The 15696-nt window shown below is 36.8% G+C and carries 14 protein-coding genes; 10 read left to right on the top strand and 4 right to left on the bottom strand.

Going from position 1 to position 15696, the window contains the following annotated elements:
* Window positions 1-38 precede the first annotated feature (38 nt).
* The 5 genes from MR054_RS08910 (at window position 39) to MR054_RS08890 (ending at window position 3968) form a co-directional block, all read left to right on the top strand.
* Window positions 39-677 (top strand): hypothetical protein, encoded by a 639-nt coding sequence (locus MR054_RS08910; RefSeq protein ID WP_242157572.1) that lies wholly within the window; start codon window positions 39-41, stop codon window positions 675-677.
* 276 nt (window positions 678-953) lie between these two features.
* Window positions 954-2027, top strand: coding sequence for a glucokinase (gene glk, locus MR054_RS08905; protein ID WP_242157571.1), 1074 nt, complete (start codon window positions 954-956; stop codon window positions 2025-2027).
* 187 nt (window positions 2028-2214) lie between these two features.
* The gene (locus MR054_RS08900; RefSeq protein ID WP_338081517.1) at window positions 2215-2658 is read left to right on the top strand and encodes a response regulator; all 444 of its coding nucleotides are present in this window, start codon (window positions 2215-2217) and stop codon (window positions 2656-2658) included.
* Window positions 2659-2695: 37 nt separating this feature from the next.
* Entirely contained in the window at window positions 2696-3622 is a 927-nt protein-coding gene (locus MR054_RS08895) for a 1-phosphofructokinase family hexose kinase (RefSeq protein WP_242157570.1), read from the top strand.
* 139 nt (window positions 3623-3761) lie between these two features.
* Window positions 3762-3968, top strand: coding sequence for a dodecin family protein (locus MR054_RS08890; RefSeq protein WP_242084904.1), 207 nt, complete (start codon window positions 3762-3764; stop codon window positions 3966-3968).
* 260 nt (window positions 3969-4228) lie between these two features.
* On the opposite strand, the gene MR054_RS08885 is transcribed toward MR054_RS08890, so the two are convergent.
* On the bottom strand, window positions 4229-4639 hold the full coding sequence (locus tag MR054_RS08885; protein WP_242157568.1) for a hypothetical protein: 411 nt from the start codon (window positions 4637-4639) through the stop codon (window positions 4229-4231).
* A 12-nt stretch (window positions 4640-4651) separates the two neighbouring features.
* The gene (locus MR054_RS08880; protein ID WP_242157566.1) at window positions 4652-5506 is read right to left on the bottom strand and encodes a universal stress protein; all 855 of its coding nucleotides are present in this window, start codon (window positions 5504-5506) and stop codon (window positions 4652-4654) included.
* 435 nt (window positions 5507-5941) lie between these two features.
* Between MR054_RS08880 and MR054_RS08875 the strand changes: the two genes are divergently transcribed.
* The gene (locus tag MR054_RS08875) at window positions 5942-6847 is read left to right on the top strand and encodes a diacylglycerol/lipid kinase family protein (protein WP_242157564.1); all 906 of its coding nucleotides are present in this window, start codon (window positions 5942-5944) and stop codon (window positions 6845-6847) included.
* 142 nt (window positions 6848-6989) lie between these two features.
* Window positions 6990-8186 (top strand): serine hydrolase domain-containing protein, encoded by a 1197-nt coding sequence (locus tag MR054_RS08870; protein WP_242157563.1) that lies wholly within the window; start codon window positions 6990-6992, stop codon window positions 8184-8186.
* 162 nt (window positions 8187-8348) lie between these two features.
* Here MR054_RS08870 and MR054_RS08865 read toward each other — a convergent pair whose 3' ends face one another.
* Both MR054_RS08865 and MR054_RS08860 read right to left on the bottom strand, forming a co-directional pair.
* Entirely contained in the window at window positions 8349-9659 is a 1311-nt protein-coding gene (locus MR054_RS08865; protein WP_338081516.1) for a sensor histidine kinase, read from the bottom strand.
* A gap of 19 nt (window positions 9660-9678) precedes the next feature.
* Complete coding sequence (locus MR054_RS08860) at window positions 9679-11025, bottom strand: sigma-54-dependent transcriptional regulator (RefSeq protein WP_242157561.1); 1347 nt, start codon at window positions 11023-11025, stop codon at window positions 9679-9681.
* Window positions 11026-11227: 202 nt separating this feature from the next.
* Here MR054_RS08860 and MR054_RS08855 point away from each other — a divergent pair, with 202 nt between their 5' ends.
* Genes MR054_RS08855 through MR054_RS08845 form a run of 3 tightly spaced genes read left to right on the top strand, consistent with a single transcriptional unit; the run spans window position 11228 to window position 15656 of the window.
* Entirely contained in the window at window positions 11228-12481 is a 1254-nt protein-coding gene (locus tag MR054_RS08855) for an efflux RND transporter periplasmic adaptor subunit (protein WP_242157560.1), read from the top strand.
* 34 nt (window positions 12482-12515) lie between these two features.
* Complete coding sequence (locus MR054_RS08850) at window positions 12516-13193, top strand: ABC transporter ATP-binding protein (RefSeq protein WP_242084886.1); 678 nt, start codon at window positions 12516-12518, stop codon at window positions 13191-13193.
* Window positions 13194-13223: 30 nt separating this feature from the next.
* Window positions 13224-15656, top strand: a complete 2433-nt coding sequence (locus tag MR054_RS08845) for an ABC transporter permease (protein ID WP_242157559.1) — start codon at window positions 13224-13226, stop codon at window positions 15654-15656.
* The last annotated feature ends 40 nt before the right edge of the window (window positions 15657-15696 follow it).

Here is a 15696-nt window from a genome sequence, read left to right as displayed (position 1 = left end):
TCTTAATATACCTTTATTTATTCCATAAAAGGTTAGGCATGAAAACGATTTATTATATATTCTTAATCTTATTTATTTTAAGCTGTTCTTCTGCAAAAGTGATAGACATATGGGTAAGTAAAGAACATGCTAATTATCAGCCTAAAAAAGTATTGGTTATTGGTGTTACTGATAATTTAACAGCAAGGAAAATTTTCGAGGAAGATTTAACCAATGAACTCAAAAACAGGGGTGTTTATGCGGTTGAAAGCTACGATGAATTTGACCAAACATTTACAAATTTAAAGCAAAATGAAGAGGATATCGAGCGCGAAATTCAAAAACTTAATAATGGAGGTTTTGATACTATTTTAATCTCTGTAGTAAAAGGCATCGATGAAAGAACTTCTTATAGTGGTAATAGACTTTATAAAGATTATTATTGGAGACGTTTTGGGCGCTACTACTATCTTTACCAAGACATTTATCTAGTTGAAGGTTATTACGATAAATACAAAGTATATCATGTAGAGGCCTCATTATATAACTTAAAAGAAAATAATGACAAATCTTTAGTCTGGGTAGCTTCATATGATATTGTGAATCCTAAAAAAATCGCCTCAACAATAAAAAATTATGTAACGGCTATAATAATATCATTAGAGCAAGAACAAATTATACCAAAAAAAATTAAATAAGAATTGAATGTTTAACATCTGAATAACCTTCGGGAAAGTCCATATATACAATTCAGAGTCCTTTGAAATCTCATATTAGGAAGTCTCGAATGATGACCAAAACAAACAGATTATTGTTGTCGAGGATCAATCATCAGAAGCAATTTGAAAGCTATTGGTTACTAATGGATATTTATATTAATTTCTTAAATGCTTCCAATTTATTTTCCACCAAAACACCACTAAAAATTGCTATTAAAAGTCTAAAATCTTTAACAAATTATAAACATTAAAAATATGGCAAGAAAAACCAAAGAGACCTATCTATATGATAAACCACTATTTCCAATTTATTTCCGAAGAAGAAATACTATTATCCATAAAGACTGCAATGTTTTAGCTGCTGATGTTGGTGGAACAAAGACCAATCTAGCTCTTTTTCAGGCAAGTAAAGGAATGTTGATAACGTTGAATGAAAGACTTTATGCTACTAAAGAATATAATTCACTATTAGAAATTTTTAATCATTTTAAAAATGACATCCCAATTAAAATTGATTGTGTATGCCTGGGTGTAGCGGGTCCCGTTATTAATGGTAAAGCACAGGGAACCAATTTTCCTTGGTTAATAGATTGGGAAGAAATATCCAAAGAACTTCAAATAAGTTCTGTATCAATTATAAATGATATGGAAGCGAATGCGTATGGACTTGCTGTACTAAGAAAAAAGGAATTAGGGGTCATCTTTAAAGGAAATAATATATCTGGAAATGCGACAATTATTTCGCCAGGGACAGGGCTTGGTGAGGTTGGTTTATATTGGGATGGGACACATTATCATCCATTTGCTTCAGAAGGTGGTCATTGTGATTTTAGCCCCAGAAATGAACTAGAAATGGATCTGTGGAAATATTTGCATAAAAAATATAACCATGTAAGTTGGGAGAGGGTAATATCTGGCCCAGGCATTTATGATATCTATAAATTTCTGATAATGCATAAAAGAGAATCTGTACCTGAAGATATTGAACAAAAAATGTTAAGCGAAAATCCTTCTGTACTAATTACAAAGCTAGCTATGGAAAGAAAAGACCCTATTTGTATAGAAACCCTTAATTTATTTACAAAATTTCTTGCAGCAGAATCAGCACAACTTGCATTAAAAATGAACGCTATTGGTGGAATTTTCATTGGTGGGGGTATTGTTCCTAAAATAATTAAAGGGATTGACAAAACCATTTTCAAAACAAACTTTATTCAGTCTGGTCGTTTGAATAAACTATTGGAAATGGTTCCAGTAAAAGCTATTTTAAATGAAAAAACACCATTATTAGGTGCCGCATGCTATGGGGCCATGTCTTATTATAACTAATCATTCAATTTAAAAAGACCAAGAAACCAAACAGCTAATAATAAATGAGGGTTCAGTTAATATTAACGTTAATGAACAGAATCTTTTATGCCGACTATTATTTTACCTGCGAATTTCGTAAATTTACTTAAGCTTCTCATTCTTAATGAATCAAGAGTTTCAATAATTTTAAATCCCTCAAGTGAAAATGACCGAACTCCACAAAAAAGGGTATTTTTCAAAAGAAAATATTGAACTTCAATATTCAAGATCCTTGAAAAAATCTGTTTTGTTGATTGAAGATGACAATGTCTTGAGAGAGAATATAGCAGAACTCTTGGAACTTTCAGGTTATAGGGTTATCACAGCTGCCAATGGAAAATCTGGTATAGACAAAGTCAAGGAACATTTACCAGATATCATAATTTGTGATATAGTAATGCCAGAAATGAATGGTTATGTTGTTCGAGATCATTTATCAAAAAATGATGCAACGCTCGAAATTCCTTTCATATTTCTTTCAGCTAAAACTGAGGAAAGAGATATCTATTATGGCATTAATCTTGGCGCTGACGGTTACATTACCAAGCCTTTCAAAGAAAGAGATTTATTGACTACCCTAGAAAGGTGTTTAGCAAAATCTTCAAAATAATCGAAGATCTAAAGTTTACCAATAAAAATATAAAATATTGAATATAACATCTTTAACACTAAATCCGGCTTTAGACAAAAACGCCGAAGTTGATGGTTTAGTTCCTAGTAGTAAATTAATATGTCATTCCATCAGCCAACAACCAGGAGGGGGAGGGATTAATGTTTCAAGACTTTTAACGAGACTGGGATTAGATAGTTATTGTGTTTATCCATCAGGTGGAGATACAGGAGCTTATTTAACGACATTGCTTAAAGAGGAAGGCCTAAGACCGAACCCAATTGCAATAAAAGATTGGATTCGTGAAAATTTAGCTGTTTTAGATACTAAAACCAATTTACAATACCGTTTTGGTATGCCTGGTAATAAACTTTCAGAGGATGAACTTGAATTGATTAAAAATACCATCTCTGAGCATTTAAACAAAGGAGATTTTTTAATTTTAAGTGGAAGTTTAGCATCTAATTTACCCCACAATACCTATTCTGTATTAATACAATATTTTTCAAAGAAACAACCTAAAATAATAATTGATACTTCTGGAGCTTCGTTAATTAGAGCACTTGAACATCCAGTATATTTAATAAAACCAAACCAAAGGGAATTGGCTCAATTAGCTGGAAAGGAATTCTTATCTAATATTGAACAAGAAAACTTTGCAAAGGAACTTATTAATATTGGTAAAGCAAAATATGTTGCGGTATCTTTAGGAGTAAAAGGGGCTTTTTTAGCATGTAAAGAGGGGTTATTTTATCAATCCACTCCGTCAGTTCAGGTAAAAAGTACTATTGGAGCAGGAGATAGTATGGTAGCTGGTCTTATTTATGGAATTAACAAGAGTTATGAACCAAAAGAAATATTAAAAATGGGGGTAGCATGTGGTGTTGCAACTATTATGAGTAAAGGTACTCACTTAGCAACTCTTGAAAATATTGAAATGGTGCTAAAATTAATGTCCTCATAACGTTTAGACTTGAGTAATAACTAGTTTTCTGTTGATAATAAATTTACGATTAAAAAAGACTATTAATGATGCATATCATTTTATATCCGATATGAAGCCTTTAATTTAATGGAATTATTAATCAGTTAAATTTTAAGCTATGTCAGTATTAAAAGTATTAGAAATTTTGGGAAACTCAACCGTTAGTTGGGAAGATGCCGTACAACAAGTTGTTAAGGAGGTGTCAAAGACGGTTAAAGACATTAAGTCTGTTTATGTTAAGGACATGCAGGCGACAATAAAGGACAATAAAATTGTAGAATATCGTGTAAATGCCAAAGTTTGTTTTGGAGTTCATGATGAATAATACTAAGTGATAATCCGAGGCCATACCCTAGGTTTCAGGCATATTTTGGTTTCGGATTATTTTGAAGTAAATATGACAGCAATTATGATCTTTACTTTTGATGTCTATTTTCATATATTATTTCCTATATTATACCAAAACACTTAGTATAATGTTACAGTGGTTCTGGTTTGACTGATTAAAATTTCAACCTACTAATTACAGATTTAATGGCATTTATGCCAAACTATTCCATAATTCTTAATACATCTAAATCTAGACTAAAGTTTGTGTGCCTTAAAAAAAGATTGAACCCAAGTTTTAATCTGGTTTTTAGTCATACTATCGGCTTTTGCAACCTCAACAACTTTACCTGCCAAAACGTTATGGTTCAATTCTATTTCTTTGTGTAGTTTTTGACCCATTTCAGAAGGGCCAAAAATTACAATTGTATTGGCTTCCTTAATTTCTGAGATGATGTCATCAAAATATCTTTTCATTTGATGTTTTTCGCGTTCTAGATATTTTCTGTCCTGAACGACATCTTGCGGTCCTCCTTTAAGGCGAGTCCCAGAGCCACCGTGAACGTGAAAGAATTCTATATTAGACAATATTGTGTTCAACCGTACTTTTTCATGATTCAGGGTGACAATGATGGCTTCTTTTTTATCAATCCAAACACCTACTTTCATAAATATAATTTTTTAGTTTCTTAAGTCGTGCATTACCAATAGCGGGACCTTAGTATCGTGTCCAATCTCTTTGACCAATGGGTGGGTTAGTATACTGCCAAAAAAAATATGCTTTTTATTGATAAATGCCACCATGTCGCTTCCTCTGCTTTCAACAAAACAATTAGTGGCCGTTGGAATGTTGGTATGACTAAGTATATGATAGGTATGGGGAATATCTTGAATGTATTCTTCCAAAAGATTTTTATTACTTTGTTGCTTATCACTTAATTTATCTTCGGTAGTCATATGTATAATTCTAATAGCAGCATCCGATGTTTTGGCGATATCTATCAAAAACTGAAGTTCCCTTTTTTTATAATGAGTCTTGTAACTGGTAGGAAAGACGATTTCTTTCGGCAAATGATGCTGAGCAGTTTCGGGAACACCCAGTACCGGACAATTTCTTACTTTTTCCATGACATCAATAGCTACACTTCCCAATAGTTTTGTTTTTGATGCCGATTTCCCCTTGGTACCCAAAATGATCATGTCGATATCCTTTTCCTCGACGACATTTTTTATGACTTCTACCACGTTACCAAAGGTGCAGAGATACTCAAAATGATGTTTTGGATTATCATAATCTTTAAAAGCGAGCATGTCCGACACCTTGGCTAAATCATTTTGAGCATCCAATTTTGCGGTTTCATAAGCTTCACTCCCGGGCTCCATAGCTATTAGACTCTCAATAGAATACCCCTGTAAAGAGAATGCATGTAGGATATAAAAATTGCAATGATCCTTTTTAAATAATTCCAATGCATAAACTATTGCTCGCCATGCATTTTTCGAAAAATCCGTAGGTAATAGTATTTTACGCTTCATAACAGTTTTTAGCTATACTATAAATTTAAATTTAAAAGGTTCGGATGACAATGATAAATATCAGTTCATTAGGATATCCTATTATGGAATACGTAAATATTAACTCCTATTTTTTGTCTTAGCTTCACTTTTTATTTTATAGCCATTATTGGAATCACAATTAAAGATGTATTAATAATTTGTTTAATTGTAAATAGACACGAATACGTGGCATATGAGATCACTATCGATAATCAATGGAATGACAGTTCTTCAATGTTTTACATTATGTATTAATTTAAATTGGTCAATTTTTAGTTTAATTGTACCACATTTGCACCTTAAAATTTTAAAGTATTGATAATCAATATATTACTTTGTGTATAAGTAAATAATTTATGAATCAAATTATAAAAGTCTACATTTGTTTAGTCTGATCTCATTTTATAATATTAATTGAAACGTATCCTCTTTATCGTAAATGGAGCTAAAAAGCAAAGTAAAAAACTACGGACTATTCTAGCCTTTTTTTCAAATCACACTTTTTTTTCAAAGGTTGAGGTGGTAATAACGCGATATTCCGGACATGCCACCATAATAACCAAGGAGAACGTCTCAACATTTGACTATATTATTGCTGTTGGCGGGGATGGCACCTTAAATGAAGTCATAAATGGTATAGACCTGTCATCAAAGGTTATAACGGGGCTTCTGCCTTATGGTACCGGCAATGATTTTTCAAGAGGACAGGAACTACAATTTGATGCGCATTTTCTTTTCAATCTGATTAAAAATGATAGCTATAAAAGCATTGATCTTGGAATTGTTAAAGGTTTGGATAAGAAAACAGTGTTAAAAAAAAGATTTGTAAATATTGCCGATATAGGTCTTGGTGGATTTGTAACCCAGGCCATTTTAAAACAGAATACGAGGTTTATTTCGGGCAAAGTAAAGTACGCCTTAGCGATACTGCGTGGTATAATTCAATACTCAAAACCGGAACTAAAGGTTGATGGGGACTATATGTTTAATGGCAAAATTTTAACGCTTGCCATATGTAATGGTCCGTATTTTGGATATGGTCTGTGCATTGCTCCAAAAGCCAATATCCATAGTAATACATTAAACATTACGAACATAGGTAATGTCTCTTTACTGGATTATTTTAAAAATTTGGGAAGAATAAAAAGAGGTGAAATGATCAAACATCCTGAAGTACATTATGATACCGTTAGAAGCATAGATGTGTATCACAATGATAGGCCCTGTCCGATTGAAATTGATGGCGAATTTATTGGCTATACACCTGTGCGTATCCAAATACTGCCTCAAAAGTTGAAGTTTCTCCTTCCGGTAAAGTAATAATCGTTTTATTCTTGAGACTATTCGTATTTTTATTGAATCATTTTATAAAGTGAAACATAGATTGAAAACTACTTTACTATTTATTTTAACTATTATGCTCTTTACTCTATCATGTAAGGAAAGATCAGTATCGAATACATTGAAAGTTGAACAAAAGGAACAGGCTATTGATACGACCCTGGAAGCGATATTCAATAAAAATGAATTAATGGGCATGTCCGTGCTTCTCATTGATAACGGGAAAGTGCAGTGGCATAAAAGTTATGGACTATCAAATGTGGCCAGTGGTAGCAAGGTGACTTCGAATACCAAATACAGAGTGGCCTCAATTTCTAAAACCGTGACTACCATTGCGTTGATGCAATTGATGGAAAAAGGAAAGGTTCATTTGCATAATGATGTCAGTGATTATTTGGGTTGGGAATTACGGAACCCGAATTTCCCCGATATACCAATTACACTGCATCAGTTACTAACCCATACCAGTGGCATATCGGATGGTGAAGGCTATGTTAATTTTTCAAAGAACATGATCAGTGAGCAATTGGCCATCAAAGCGTTATTTGCCCTTGATGGGGCTTATTTTTCAGATGATCTCTTTTCCGACCATGCTCCGGGAACCTTTTTTAATTACACGAACGCCACTTGGGGCATCATTGCATCGGTTATAGAGATCGTAAGTCAAATGACCTTCGATTCCTATTGCCGAGCCCATATTTTTAATCCTATGGGGATGCATGCCGATTTTGATCCGGCATATGTTGATGACATTGATGATCTGGCGGTTCTTTATCGTTTCATGGATGGTAAATGGACGCCTCAGACAGACGATTACCAAGGACAAAAACCGCCCAGGCGCTTGTATGATGGGTATAAACCTGGTCAAAATGGGTTGCTATTTGGACCCCAGGGAAACCTGAGGGCCTCCGCCGAAGATCTTGCCCAAATCATCATGCTTTTTTTAAACGAGGGAAGCATAAAGGGCAAACACATCATATCCAAAGCATCCGTGGGCATGATGCTAAAAAGTCATTGGGAATATGACGGTCATAACGGTAACACATGGAATAACTTTTATTTATCCTATGGTTTGGGAATTCACCGTATTACCAATACAGCGCAATCTGATATCATTTTTGAAGACCGGACCATGGCTGGTCACCCGGGAATTGCCTATGGACTTCTAAGTGATATGTATTTCAACACCCAAACGCGAAGTGGTATTGTCTTTATTACAAACGGAAGCCAATTAGCCTATAAATATGGTAAAGAAACGACCTTTTATCAGGTTGAGGAGGACGTGTTCAAGGCCGTTTATCCGCTTTTAAAAAAATAATTCACGAGATTTCCTGTGCATTGCGATGCTCTCCAAACCCTATTCTACAGATTAATCTAGAATTCCTGTTTCCTTTATTTACTTTATGAACTATCCCGTTGCAGTTCTAAACACCAGTCTCCTAAACATATGGACCACACATGAAAAGTAATATTAACGCAATTAAAAGAGCAAACTCATTACGGTGCCTTGGCCTTCAATACTCTGTACCTGAATGCGCCCATTATGCAACATCATTATTTGCTTGGAAAGACTGAGACCTATGCCACTGCCCGTCTTTTTGGTGCTGTAAAACGGCACAAAAATGGTCTCCAGAATTTCAGAAGGGATACCTATGCCGTTGTCGGCAACCTTAATCTGTAAACCATCCCTGAATTTCTCAGCCGAAACACTAATTTTTCCATTCGCAATCCCTTCACAGGCATCCCTGGCATTAAGGATCAGATTAATCAGGACCTGTTCGATTAAATGCACGTCGATGTCAACTTCTAATTTTGGATTTGCATTTTTAAATTCTAATGTAATTTCTTTTTGATTTAGAGAAGGGATCAACAAATTTCGAATGCTCTCAAACAAATCGTTCACCAATATTCTGGATTTTGATACCTGACTTACCTTGTTCAGTGTGCGATAGGTCTTTGCAAACTTCATTAGCCCTTCGCTCCGCTTTTTAATACTTAAAATACCGGCGTTGAGATCTTCTAAGTTCAAATCGTAAGTTTCAGGATGGTTACGTTTCGATTCAACTTCAGTATGCAGTGTTTCAGATAAAGACGATATAGGAGCTATGCTATTCATAATTTCATGAGTCATCACGCTTAACAATTTTTTCCAGGCTTCAGATTCATTTTTATTAAGTGTGGTTTCAATATTTTGAAGTACTATGAGCTTGTATGCCGATTCATCCATCTGAAAAATAGTATTGGAGACTAATACTTTTAACTGTTCATCTTTCATTTCCAAAGTCATCGAGCGATCGTTGGTATGGTAGGTCTCAAAAAGTGGTTCGAATAACTGAGGACGACGTTTTTCAACAAAGCGAATATTTTTAAATGAAGGGAGATTTAAAATGTTTAAAATAGAATCGTTAACCCATAGCACATCTCCATTTTCAAGGTTATAGGCAACAATACCTACCTCTACCATTTCAAGGATTTTCTGCAAATAGAGAAATTGTGCTTGTCGCTCGTTATTAATGTCTTTGAACGTTTTGTTAACTATATTGAATCCACGATGTAATTTTCGAATATCTTGGGTTCCCTGCTCTTCATTAAACCAGCGCGAAAAATCTCGGTATTTTACGGCTTCAAAGAAATCATCTATTTCAACAAAGCGTTTCGCTACGAGTTGATATAAATTGTAACATAGAATTAATGTGATTATAAGACCTCCAATAATGAGGTAATTATGTTGATCCGTTATCCCATAGGCTATCACAGTAACTGCCAGTAATAGCAAAATAACCCTCATCATAAGAAAGAAAAAGAATGACTTATAGATCATATTTATGGAGTCTACGATATAATGCTGTACGTGTAATACCCAATGCTTTTGCAGATTTTGAAATATTACCATTATGGTCTTCAATAACCTTCAAAATCGTATTTTTCTCTAAGGTTTCCAGATTTACCGTTTTATTGGCAGTTATTGGTGCGTTGCGCTCAATAGCAGAAAATACAAGATCGTCTTCATTCAGGACATTCCCTTCAGCCATTATTACAGAACGTTCTAAAACATACTGCAATTCCCTCACATTGCCCGGGAAGGAATGTGCCTTTAACTTCTTTATGAATTCAGGGCTCATTTTGAAGGGATCTTTGAAATACTTTTCAGCATAAAGATCTATAAAATGGTGACTGATAAGGGTGATATCTGTACCGCGCTCCCTTAGAGGAGGTACAATAATATCAACAGTGTTGATGCGATAAATAAGATCCTTCCTGAACTTATGTTCATCGGCCAGATCACTGAGACCCAAATTTGTTGCACAAATAAGTCTGATATCCAGATCAATGGCATCATTAGAGCCTAAAGGAATGACCTGACGGTTTTGTAAAACACTAAGGAGCCTGACTTGCTGTCCTAAGGTGATATTTCCTATTTCATCTAAAAACAGGGTGCCTCCATTAGCCGCCTCAAAACGTCCAATACGATCTTCATTAGCACCTGTAAACGCACCTTTTTTGTACCCAAAAAGTTCACTTTCAAATAAAGAGGATGTCAGTGCTCCCACATCTACCTTAATAAACGGTTTGTCCTTCCGAAGTGAATTCGCATGAATGGCCTGTGCAATCAAGTCCTTCCCGGTGCCATTCTCTCCTAATATGAGAATATTCGCATCTGTTGGGGCAACTTTGGATATCTTGGTAAACACATCCTGCATCACCTCACTTTCTCCAACTATTTTTGTTTCTTTCTTGAACTTGAGACTCGTCTTGCTTAAAGGCCCCTTTTTTTTATGAATTACTGCTTTTAAAGCTTCTATGAGCTTATCGTTTTTCCAGGGTTTTACTAAAAAATCAGAAGCCCCCTTTTTTAAAGATCGAATAGCCAGATCGATATCTCCGTAAGCCGTAATTAAAATGATATCGATACTTGAATCTAATTCTTTTATCCTATTAAGCCAGTAAAGGCCCTCGTTTCCTGTATTCACCAAACCATTAAAATTCATATCAAGAATCACCACATCGTAGGTTTCCTTTTGAATATGGTCGTGAATGGTATTTGGATTCGTGGTTACAGTTACCTTATGAACTAGTGACTTTAACAACAGACGCAACGCTATGAGCACGTCTTCATCGTCATCAATGATTAATATTTTAGCATTTTTAAGAAGCATCAGTCAAATTTAAGAAATTCAATACCCTTTCTAATAAATATAAGCGACTATTTTGTGGTGCAGTAAAAATGTATCGGTTTCGCACACAAGGTGTATCATAACCGAACACTTTAAGGTCTTAACCCGATTAAAACGTATTGATATCCAACTAATTAAGGTTTTGGCACAGTATTCCCATACTAGCAATTAAAATTTGTATTACATGGACATACCTATCGAAAAAAAGAAGTTTTCAAAATCAAATTTGCTAACCATGGGTGGCGCGGCAATAGGTGTGGTTTTCATCCTGTATGCCATACTCTCATCCACCGGCAATTCCAAACTCAATGTTCAAAAAGAAAGACTGAGCATTAGCACGATTAAGCGCGGCGTGTTCCAGGAGAATATCCCGGTTAATGGCGTTGTTTTACCCATTACAACAATTTATCTGGATGCCTTGGAAGGCGGTCGTGTTGAAGAGAAGTATGTGGAAGACGGTGCGGTTATGAAGCAAGGCGAACCCATTCTTAGGTTAACCAATACCGATCTGGAGCTTAGCCTGGTGAATCAGGAAACTTCGGTTTATAACCTGCTGACCCAGATGCAAATTTCACAAAATGCCGCAAGACAAAATACCATTAATAAGTTAAATCAATTTACTGATGTTAAGAACAGTTTAATTGAAGCTGAGCGGTTGTATAAGCTCAACAAAAAGCTTTACGAAAAGGATGCTGTAGGACGTCAGGAATTCATCAAATCAGAAAACGAATATAACTATCAAAAACAAAGAATGCAGTTGGCCAAACAGATTTTACAACAGGATTCGGTGGCTACCCGTCAAGAGCAAGAACAGATACGCAGTTCCTATGAGCGTACTCAAAATGCGCTTGAACTTATGCGCAGGAAAGTGGCCGATCTTATTGTAAAGGCCCCTGTTGATGGCCAGTTGACCTCTTTAGATGCCGAGATTGGACAATCTAAAATAAAGGGTGAACGGTTGGGTCAAATTGATGTACTCAATGGTTTTAAAGTCCGTGTGGACATCGATGAGCACTATATCGCGCGCATCTACCCCGGACAGCGTGGAACCTTTACGTTTAACAACAACCAATATACACTGGTCATTAAAAAGGTGTACACTCAGGTGACAAACGGACGTTTTCAGGTGGATATGGAGTTTGAAGGGGACGTACCGGAGGGTATCAGACGCGGACAAACTCTGCAGATAAGAGTGGCGTTGAGTCAGGAGAAGGAGGCCTTATTGGTGCCGAAGGGAGGCTTCTTTCAAACTACAGGGGGCAATTGGATTTTTAAGCTTAGTGAAGACGGCACGCAGGCCTATAAAGTCGATATTTCCCTAGGAAGCCAGAACACAGAATTCTATGAGGTAACCGGAGGATTACAGCCCGGCGATAAGGTAGTGACTTCCAGCTACAGTAACTATGAAGATATTGAAGAACTTGTCATAAACGAATAATAAACAATTAATTACGCAAAAAACACGGAATCAAATGATAACAATTAACAACTTGGAAAAATTCTACAGTACAGATGAAGTTCGCACTATAGCCTTAAATAAACTGTCATTCTCGGTTAAGGAAGGTGAATTTGTAGCCATTATGGGACCTTCAGGCTGCGGGAAGTCCACTTTACTCAATATTCTCGGACTACTGGATGATCCCGATGGAGGAAGCTTTGAATTTAACGGGATTGAAGTCACGGACTTTAATGAACGCAAACGCGCCAATTTAAGAAAGCATAATATCGGGTTTGTATTCCAAAGTTTTAACCTCATCGATGAACTCACGGTATACGAAAATGTTGAGTTACCTCTCATTTATACGGGTGTAAAACCGGAAGAGCGTAAAAAAAGAGTAGAAGAGGTTTTGGAAAAAATGCAGATCATGCACAGAAGAAAGCACTTTCCTCAGCAACTCTCAGGAGGACAGCAGCAACGGGTGGCTGTGGCAAGAGCCGTAGTAAATAACCCCAAGTTAATACTTGCCGATGAGCCAACAGGAAATCTCGATAGTAGCAATGGCAATGAAGTTATGGATCTGCTAACCGAATTGAACGATGCCGGTACGACCATTGTCATGGTCACCCACAGTGAACACGATGCCAAATACAGCCATCGCATTATACGCATGCTAGACGGGCAGAAAGTGACTGAAAATGTACTCGTATAAAATAGCAACAGCAATCAAAAAACGACAATTATGATCAAAAATTATATACGAACAGCATGGAGAAATCTTTTGAAAAACAAAGGGTTTACCGCAATCAATATTATAGGCCTTTCTCTGGGAATCGGTTGCTTCATTGTCATCGCCATGTTTGTATCCGACGAGCTGAGCTATGACAAGCATAACGAGCATATTGACAATCTGTACAGAGTCCACTCCGATATTGTCTTCGGGGGAACAGAATTGATAATGGCCTTGAGTTCCGACCCTATGGGAGAAACACTGAAGAGAGACTATCCTGATGTTGAGCAATTTGCCAGGGTATTCGCAGCGAGCGGATCGAAGTTAATAAAGAACAAAAACAAGTATATCGAGGAGAACAGTGTTGTTCATGCCGATTCTACCTTATTCGATGTATTTACCTTACCGGCTTTGGTAGGAAACACCAAAACGGCCTTGAATGAACCGAATACGGTGGTCATTACGGAATCGGCAGCTATCCGCTATTTTGGCAGTGCACAGGAGGCTGTCGGGGCGTTTTTGGAAACCAATGATAATACCCGGACCCTGTATGAAGTGACAGCTGTTATTGAGGACATGCCACAGAACGCTCACTTCAGACGTGATTTTTTCTTTTCCATGGACAATGTGGAATATGGTTATGGAAACTATCTAAGTCATAACTTTTACACCTATGTTCGGTTGAGAGACGGCGCAGATTACAAAGCATTTAATGCTAATTTTCCGGAAGTCATCGATAAATATATCGTTCCCCAGGCGCAGCAATACATGCAGATAGAAAGTATGGACGACTTCGAAAAGGGAGGTAATCATTTATCCTATGCCTTGTTTCCGGTTAAGGATATCCATTTGAAATCTTCAAGGTATGCTGAGTTAAGCGCTAACAGCAATATACAATATGTATATATTTTCTCTGCTGTGGCCCTATTCATATTAATTCTGGCATGCATCAATTTTATGAATCTGACCACAGCGCGTTCTTCAGGACGCGCCAAAGAAGTAGGTATCAGAAAAGTGTTGGGAACAGGAAAGAAATCATTAATCGGTCAGTTCTTAACCGAATCGATTCTCATTTCCATTCTGGCCTTAATAATCGGTTTATTGTTTGTGAAATTATCCCTGGGATGGTTCAATGGGATGTCAGGCAAAGAAATGGAAATGTCCAATCTGTTAACACCACAATTCATCATTTTCCTAATCGTATTCCCGTTTATTGTGGGCACTTTTGCAGGAATCTATCCGGCATTCTTTATGTCGAGATTCCAACCCGTAACTGTATTAAAGGGGAAGCTTGGAACCGGGCACAAAAAAAATACCCTTAGAAATTTCCTGGTCATATTCCAGTTTACAACATCTATCATACTTATCGTTGGCACGGTAGTCATCTATAAGCAATTGAACTATATTCAGAATACGCAAGTGGGGTTCAATAAAGAACAGATGCTGTTGGTGAATAACTCCGGAGTACCTCAGGAGACCCGAAAATCCTTAAGAGATGAGATTGAGCAGTTAACCGATGTGGTTTCTGCCTCTTTTGCGGGCTTTTTGCCCGTTTCGGATTCTTCAAGAAGTGATACGACCTTTTCAACTGAAGCGGTCATGACGGAGTCGAATGGCTTTAACATGCAATTTTGGCCGGTTGACTATGACTATCTGGACAATATGGGAATGGAGATGCTGGAGGGCCGCTTTTTCTCAAGAGAGTTTGGATCGGATTCCATGTCTGTAGTGATCAATGAAACGGCTGTGCAATTATCAGGTCTTAAAGATCCGGTAGGTAAAAATCTGTACCAAACGAACGCAAGAGGGGATGTGTATACCGTTAAAATTATCGGCGTTGTTAAGAACTTCAATTACGAGTCGCTTAGGGAAAATGTGGGCGCCTTGAGTTTCCGATTGGCCGATAATAGCTGGGTGTCAGCCTATAGATTCAAATCAGCGGACGTGGCGGGTCTTGTGGATACCATAGAAGCCAAATATAAGGAAGTCGCCCCGGGAATGCCCTTCAACTATTCTTTTATGGACGAATCCTTCGATAATATGTATCGTCAGGAACAGCGTGTCGGGAGTGTGGCAGTGACATTTGCTATCCTGGCCATCATTATTGCCTGTCTTGGTTTGTTGGGTCTGGCGACATACATAGCCGAGCAGCGAACAAAAGAGATTGGCGTACGTAAAGTACTGGGTGCATCGGTGACCAACATCGTGAAAATGCTTTCTAAGGACTTTGTAAAACTCGTGCTCATCGCCTTTTTGATTGCCTCTCCGATAGCCTGGTGGTTTATGGACAAATGGCTGCAGGATTTTGCATACAGAATAACCCTGGATTGGTGGATCTTTGCTGTCGTTGGACTACTGGCATTGTTAGTAGCACTATTTACCCTAAGCTTTCAAGCCATAAGAGCTGCACTGTCTAATCCTGTAAACAGCTTAAGAACGGAATAGGTAGTCATTTAGGCAATATACTCATGCACTGATACCATTG

Origin of the sequence: Aestuariivivens sediminis, from assembly GCF_022662105.1 — a bacterium.
Taxonomy (GTDB): Bacteria; Bacteroidota; Bacteroidia; order Flavobacteriales; family Flavobacteriaceae; genus Aestuariivivens; species Aestuariivivens sediminis.
The sequence above is the reverse complement of the archived record's forward strand: the minus strand, read 5'-3'. Positions and strand labels throughout refer to the sequence as shown.

What these genes read in the sequence shown, in the direction of transcription:
- MR054_RS08850 (WP_242084886.1), top strand. Translation starts at nt 12,516, where the DNA reads ATGATAACAATTAACAACTTGGAAAAATTCTACAGTACAGATGAAGTT.
- MR054_RS08865 (WP_338081516.1), bottom strand. Translation starts at nt 9,659, where the DNA reads ATGATGAGGGTTATTTTGCTATTACTGGCAGTTACTGTGATAGCCTAT.
- MR054_RS08910 (WP_242157572.1), top strand. Translation starts at nt 39, where the DNA reads ATGAAAACGATTTATTATATATTCTTAATCTTATTTATTTTAAGCTGT.
- MR054_RS08885 (WP_242157568.1), bottom strand. Translation starts at nt 4,639, where the DNA reads ATGAAAGTAGGTGTTTGGATTGATAAAAAAGAAGCCATCATTGTCACC.
- MR054_RS08900 (WP_338081517.1), top strand. Translation starts at nt 2,215, where the DNA reads ATGACCGAACTCCACAAAAAAGGGTATTTTTCAAAAGAAAATATTGAA.
- MR054_RS08845 (WP_242157559.1), top strand. Translation starts at nt 13,224, where the DNA reads ATGATCAAAAATTATATACGAACAGCATGGAGAAATCTTTTGAAAAAC.
- MR054_RS08860 (WP_242157561.1), bottom strand. Translation starts at nt 11,025, where the DNA reads ATGCTTCTTAAAAATGCTAAAATATTAATCATTGATGACGATGAAGAC.
- MR054_RS08890 (WP_242084904.1), top strand. Translation starts at nt 3,762, where the DNA reads ATGTCAGTATTAAAAGTATTAGAAATTTTGGGAAACTCAACCGTTAGT.
- MR054_RS08855 (WP_242157560.1), top strand. Translation starts at nt 11,228, where the DNA reads ATGGACATACCTATCGAAAAAAAGAAGTTTTCAAAATCAAATTTGCTA.
- glk (WP_242157571.1), top strand. Translation starts at nt 954, where the DNA reads ATGGCAAGAAAAACCAAAGAGACCTATCTATATGATAAACCACTATTT.
- MR054_RS08880 (WP_242157566.1), bottom strand. Translation starts at nt 5,506, where the DNA reads ATGAAGCGTAAAATACTATTACCTACGGATTTTTCGAAAAATGCATGG.